Source organism: Nostoc favosum CHAB5714, from assembly GCF_020829495.1.
GTDB classification, from domain to species: domain Bacteria; phylum Cyanobacteriota; class Cyanobacteriia; order Cyanobacteriales; family Nostocaceae; genus Nostoc; species Nostoc favosum.
On the sequence record NZ_JAIVFQ010000215.1, the window covers coordinates 1 to 3882 of the forward strand.

8 protein-coding genes and 1 pseudogene are annotated in these 3882 nt (G+C 40.4%); 2 read left to right on the top strand and 7 right to left on the bottom strand.

The features are described from left to right. Nucleotides 1-82 precede the first annotated feature (82 nt). The 6 genes from LC586_RS39905 to LC586_RS39930 form a co-directional block, all read right to left on the bottom strand. Nucleotides 83-331 carry a hypothetical protein gene (locus tag LC586_RS39905; protein WP_229491294.1) on the bottom strand — a complete coding sequence of 83 codons (249 nt, stop codon included), beginning with the start codon at nucleotides 329-331 and terminating at the stop codon, nucleotides 83-85. Then, nucleotides 328-528, bottom strand: a complete 201-nt coding sequence (locus tag LC586_RS39910; protein WP_229491295.1) for a hypothetical protein — start codon at nucleotides 526-528, stop codon at nucleotides 328-330. The genes LC586_RS39905 and LC586_RS39910 overlap by 4 nt, the downstream gene beginning before the upstream one ends. Before the next feature lie 311 nt (nucleotides 529-839). Further along, nucleotides 840-1736, bottom strand: a complete 897-nt coding sequence (locus tag LC586_RS39915; protein ID WP_229491296.1) for a hypothetical protein — start codon at nucleotides 1734-1736, stop codon at nucleotides 840-842. Nucleotides 1737-1812: 76 nt separating this feature from the next. After that, the gene (locus tag LC586_RS39920) at nucleotides 1813-2100 is read right to left on the bottom strand and encodes a hypothetical protein (protein ID WP_229491297.1); all 288 of its coding nucleotides are present in this window, start codon (nucleotides 2098-2100) and stop codon (nucleotides 1813-1815) included. Beyond that, nucleotides 2097-2363 carry a hypothetical protein gene (locus LC586_RS39925; protein ID WP_229491298.1) on the bottom strand — a complete coding sequence of 89 codons (267 nt, stop codon included), beginning with the start codon at nucleotides 2361-2363 and terminating at the stop codon, nucleotides 2097-2099. Before LC586_RS39925 ends, LC586_RS39920 begins: the two co-directional genes overlap by 4 nt. Continuing rightward, complete coding sequence (locus tag LC586_RS39930; RefSeq protein ID WP_229491299.1) at nucleotides 2360-2530, bottom strand: hypothetical protein; 171 nt, start codon at nucleotides 2528-2530, stop codon at nucleotides 2360-2362. Before LC586_RS39930 ends, LC586_RS39925 begins: the two co-directional genes overlap by 4 nt. A gap of 299 nt (nucleotides 2531-2829) precedes the next feature. On the opposite strand from LC586_RS39930, the gene LC586_RS39935 reads away from it, so the two are divergent. Both LC586_RS39935 and LC586_RS39940 read left to right on the top strand, forming a co-directional pair. Then, nucleotides 2830-3198 (top strand): hypothetical protein, encoded by a 369-nt coding sequence (locus LC586_RS39935; RefSeq protein WP_229491300.1) that lies wholly within the window; start codon nucleotides 2830-2832, stop codon nucleotides 3196-3198. A 3-nt stretch (nucleotides 3199-3201) separates the two neighbouring features. After that, a complete protein-coding gene (locus LC586_RS39940) occupies nucleotides 3202-3765 on the top strand; it encodes a RodZ family helix-turn-helix domain-containing protein (RefSeq protein ID WP_229491301.1) in 564 nt (187 codons plus the stop codon). Here the strand turns inward: LC586_RS39940 and LC586_RS39945 are convergent. Continuing rightward, a pseudogene (locus LC586_RS39945) lies at nucleotides 3757-3882 on the bottom strand (ISAs1 family transposase); the annotation flags it as partial. The gene LC586_RS39940 and the pseudogene LC586_RS39945 sit on opposite strands and share 9 nt — an antisense overlap.

Here is a 3882-nt window from a genome sequence, read left to right on the forward strand (position 1 = left end):
GGAATCAAAGTTTTATCACAAGAGTTAGAACAGTACCAAACTCTATGGCAGCCTTCTGAAACATTACCCAAATGGGATATTACTATTGTGCCTGTTTAACTGGTATTTTATTTTCTTGCAAGTCCCTAAACCAATCAAGGTTTGCTATTCGCTGTAAATAATCGCGCTCATCTTGAGTGAGGTTAGCCGATCGCAGTAACTCATCTACATTAGGACACGGCCTCAAGGGAGAATCGCAACAGCCAGCCCGTAAATATTTGGTTTTAGTTTGGCGATCGCTGACAACCTTAAGGCGAAATTCGCCGCCGCAAAACTGACAATTTTCTCTCACGCTCCCACCTCCAAGCTTTGAAGGTTGGCAAGAATGAAAATTGCTAAATCGCCTGTGTAGCCTGAGTTTTCAAGAATGATTAAACAGTCTGTGAGACTATGAGAACGGATCTGCTTGAGTAGCTGTTTTATAGCTGAGTTTTGCTGTAAAATAGTCTCAAAAGACCCCTGTCCTCCAAGACCGAGGGGTTTTTTCATGGGCTTATCTTTGTTGTAGATAGCCCTTAGCTTTTATTGCACTTTATATTGATTGATCGGTAAGCTGAGAGTATATTTAATTTCTTGCTGGTTGCAAAATCTTGGAGCGAAACGTCTGATAAACGTTTCTTGTGCTTACTTGTCTGGGTTGACGCGATTAATCCTTATGGTTGCACCAAAAAGCTAAGGACTTTGTGGCTGGCATTTTTTTTACCGATTACTACTTAAGACTAGAGCGATCGCACTTGCATAATCAAGGTGAATGGAAAAGTGGAGTAATCGGTTAAAAGTAGGTTAAAAGTAAGTTAAAATTAGGTTAAGCCGCCTCTGTATTCCACTCCACCTACCCAACAACTAGATAAAAGCTTGTCTTCTAATCTGCCCTTAGAGCTATCTGAGAAGATTTTTACCTGTAAGTCAGCAGTAGAAGCTATATTTCTCCGAAAAGTGTTGTAATGGTCAGCAATTAAAGTATCCTTTTTGCTTAATTCCTTACAAAGAGAATAAGCAATTTTTAGCCAATGACTTACTGGCTGTTCCTTTGTCAATTTATTAAGTTGTAATTCTTCGTCATCAGATAATCCTGACCATACTGATTTTATAATAAGTTTAGATGCCGTCAAATCACGGTTTAAATTAACAGTATTACAAGATGCATGAAGACATTTAGAATAAACAGAATTTTCTTGAATTCTAATAATTTCTAAAAATAAATCCCATGCTTTAAAGAAAGGTAAATTTATATCATCTTGTTCACATATTTGTTTAATTTCTTGAAAACTAATCTGAATCATTGACCATAACGACTCATAGACATTTACAGACATCCAAACCATGTTGTAGATTAATTTACTTGTTTTACTTTTTTGTTTTAAATGAAATATTGGGTCATCCCCCTTAAGAAACCTAGCCATAAAGCAATCTGCAACAGCATAATTTATACCGCGAGATATTAACAAACGTTCTACTTGATTTTGCGTTTCAATAAATTGGGTCACTTCTTTATCAGGTAGATTTTTTATAAAAGCTGCAAGAGATTTAACTTGTTTTCGCTTTAAAGTTTGCCTTTCTATATTTGGATTAAGTTGCTGTTTTTTCAAAACTATTCTCCTGTCAGTTCTTGTTCTATCTCTTGAAGTGAGTGCAAGAAGACGCTTTACAAATAAATAACGACGCGTCGATATTTGCAATAATTCTCTGGCATCCATTCTTCCTGCTTGTGTAATTACAGCTAATTTGTGCGATCGCCACAATCACAAGCCACTCCAGCAAAAGCGATCGCGGCTAGTTTAACGGGTCAATCCTTGTTAGCTGTACCAAGATTGCACCAAGTTGATTTAATGCGGCGTTAGTAGTGCGCTGATTCTCTAGAAAGTCTCGCTTAAGTTCTTCGTGACTATCGCGTAACTCTAAAAGAACATCGTCCAAAATTGCGCTACGACCTAAGACACGGGTAACGTTATCGGTTAACTCGGCGATCGCTTGGGTATTGGTAGCTTGTTGTTCGGCTACTGTAGCCAAGATTGACTCTATACGGTCAAGTCGGCTTGGTTGTTGTGGTGTGTCTGTCATAAGCCGCTTCCGCCATTGCGATCGCGCAGTATTCGCAAAATTTCACCGACATCTGATTTAAGTTGGGACAGATCAGCAGTGTGGTTGTTGAGTATTTGAGTGTGACTATTGAGTATTTCTGTGTGCTGAGACTGGACAGTAAGAATTTGAGCGATCGCTACTTGGCTTGTGCCGATTGTGCCAGTTAGCAATTCAAGGCTGCTCACTTTCTGAGTCAGAGTATCCAGGCGTGAGTAAATGTCTTGGATTTGTGCTTCTGTCATGCTGATTTCTCCTGATGATTCTGCTGTGTATAGTCATCAATTGCCTTTTTGGTTAAAGCCAAAACTAGGCTGGGAACTGTTCTGTAATCTTTATCTGCCCATGTTTGTAAAATTTTATACTCCTCATCTGTCACACGAATTGTGATAGTCGGTTTTTTAGAAGGCATAATGTAGCACTTATCAGTTTTTATAGCGAGTAACTATAATTATCCTCCCTTAACACAGATAGATTGAATTATTGATAAGTGTTTAACTCGCTTTAACTTATTGACAGGTGCAATACTTGTAATTTAACATAACACCATAAGCTCAATCGATCAACAACAAGCCACTAATTAGCGTCCTACGAGTACCCCAGTGACTTACACAGTCAGGAGTTTAGCGATTAGACGTTACATTTTGCTACTTACTCTATCGATTGATAGCCAATTAACCATTAATTCACATTGATTACTGTAGTCAACCGATGAAACCTAGACGGAGCAAACATTCTACAGACTTAGATTTATTCCTCGACTTCCCATCTACCAAGACATATTTAGCTGAGGTCTTGGGTGTTAGCCGTTCTACCCTTTGCACTTGGGAGAATTTAGCTTTTTGGAGAATCCCTAGTTTCAGGGATGCCTACCCAAAAAACCACGATGGCAGTTACGACCGGGAATCACCTTTATCACCCTATCAAGCATGGGTTTTGGGCAGAGTAGGGCGGCTAATGGCACAGCTACGACGGTCTGAACGAGTCAAAGGCTATATCGCCAAAAACCCGAATGATTTTTCTAGATACCGCTATCAGCAAGCATTCGGGCAATTACAAAAATTACAGAAGGGAGCGTAAATCATGGCAGCACGGAAGAGAACCACAGCAGCAACAGCAGACACAGTAAGCATTCATGATGCTTGCCTAAAATACATGACCACAGAGCAAGGACTGAGACTAGCTTTAAGCCATATTCGCCCTGACGATTTCGACACTGTAAAGGCAGTTTCAGAAGCGGATCTGGAAGCGATCGCCTCCCACTTCCAGCCAAAATTGCCAACTGTGGCTAGCAACACCTCAGAGTCACCCGAAAATTTACAAAATTTAACACATGTTGCATCTGAGCCAGCCACAGAACAGCAACAGAATGCCCTTTCCCTGCCCCAACAACAGCAACATCTAACAGCCCCTACCCAATCCCCAACGCCCAATGCCCAACTAACGCTAATTGACCAGCTAGCGAGACAGGCATCTGAGGAGATAGCAGCAGTGGACGCGATCGCCCAAGTCAAAAACCAACTGATTTTAAATAATTTGGCTGTGAGAGATGCGGAACTAGCAGAGGGTATCAATCAGCACTGGCAACACCAAAAGCAGGGATATCTGGGAGCGATTAGAGATTTGGCCAGTTTAGCCAGGCAATGAACTCAAATAAAACATTACTTCTTGAGTTGTCTTATTCCACAAGTGACGAGTGCGAACAACTTTGACAATAGTCTGTAATCCAGACCATTGAGATTGTTTATATAAATATACGCGAAC

Coding starts and splice junctions, on each gene's coding strand:
- LC586_RS39910 (WP_229491295.1), bottom strand. CDS start 528: ATGAAAAAACCCCTCGGTCTTGGAGGACAGGGGTCTTTTGAGACTATT.
- LC586_RS39915 (WP_229491296.1), bottom strand. CDS start 1,736: ATGGATGCCAGAGAATTATTGCAAATATCGACGCGTCGTTATTTATTT.
- LC586_RS39920 (WP_229491297.1), bottom strand. CDS start 2,100: ATGACAGACACACCACAACAACCAAGCCGACTTGACCGTATAGAGTCA.
- LC586_RS39925 (WP_229491298.1), bottom strand. CDS start 2,363: ATGACAGAAGCACAAATCCAAGACATTTACTCACGCCTGGATACTCTG.
- LC586_RS39930 (WP_229491299.1), bottom strand. CDS start 2,530: ATGCCTTCTAAAAAACCGACTATCACAATTCGTGTGACAGATGAGGAG.
- LC586_RS39935 (WP_229491300.1), top strand. CDS start 2,830: ATGAAACCTAGACGGAGCAAACATTCTACAGACTTAGATTTATTCCTC.
- LC586_RS39940 (WP_229491301.1), top strand. CDS start 3,202: ATGGCAGCACGGAAGAGAACCACAGCAGCAACAGCAGACACAGTAAGC.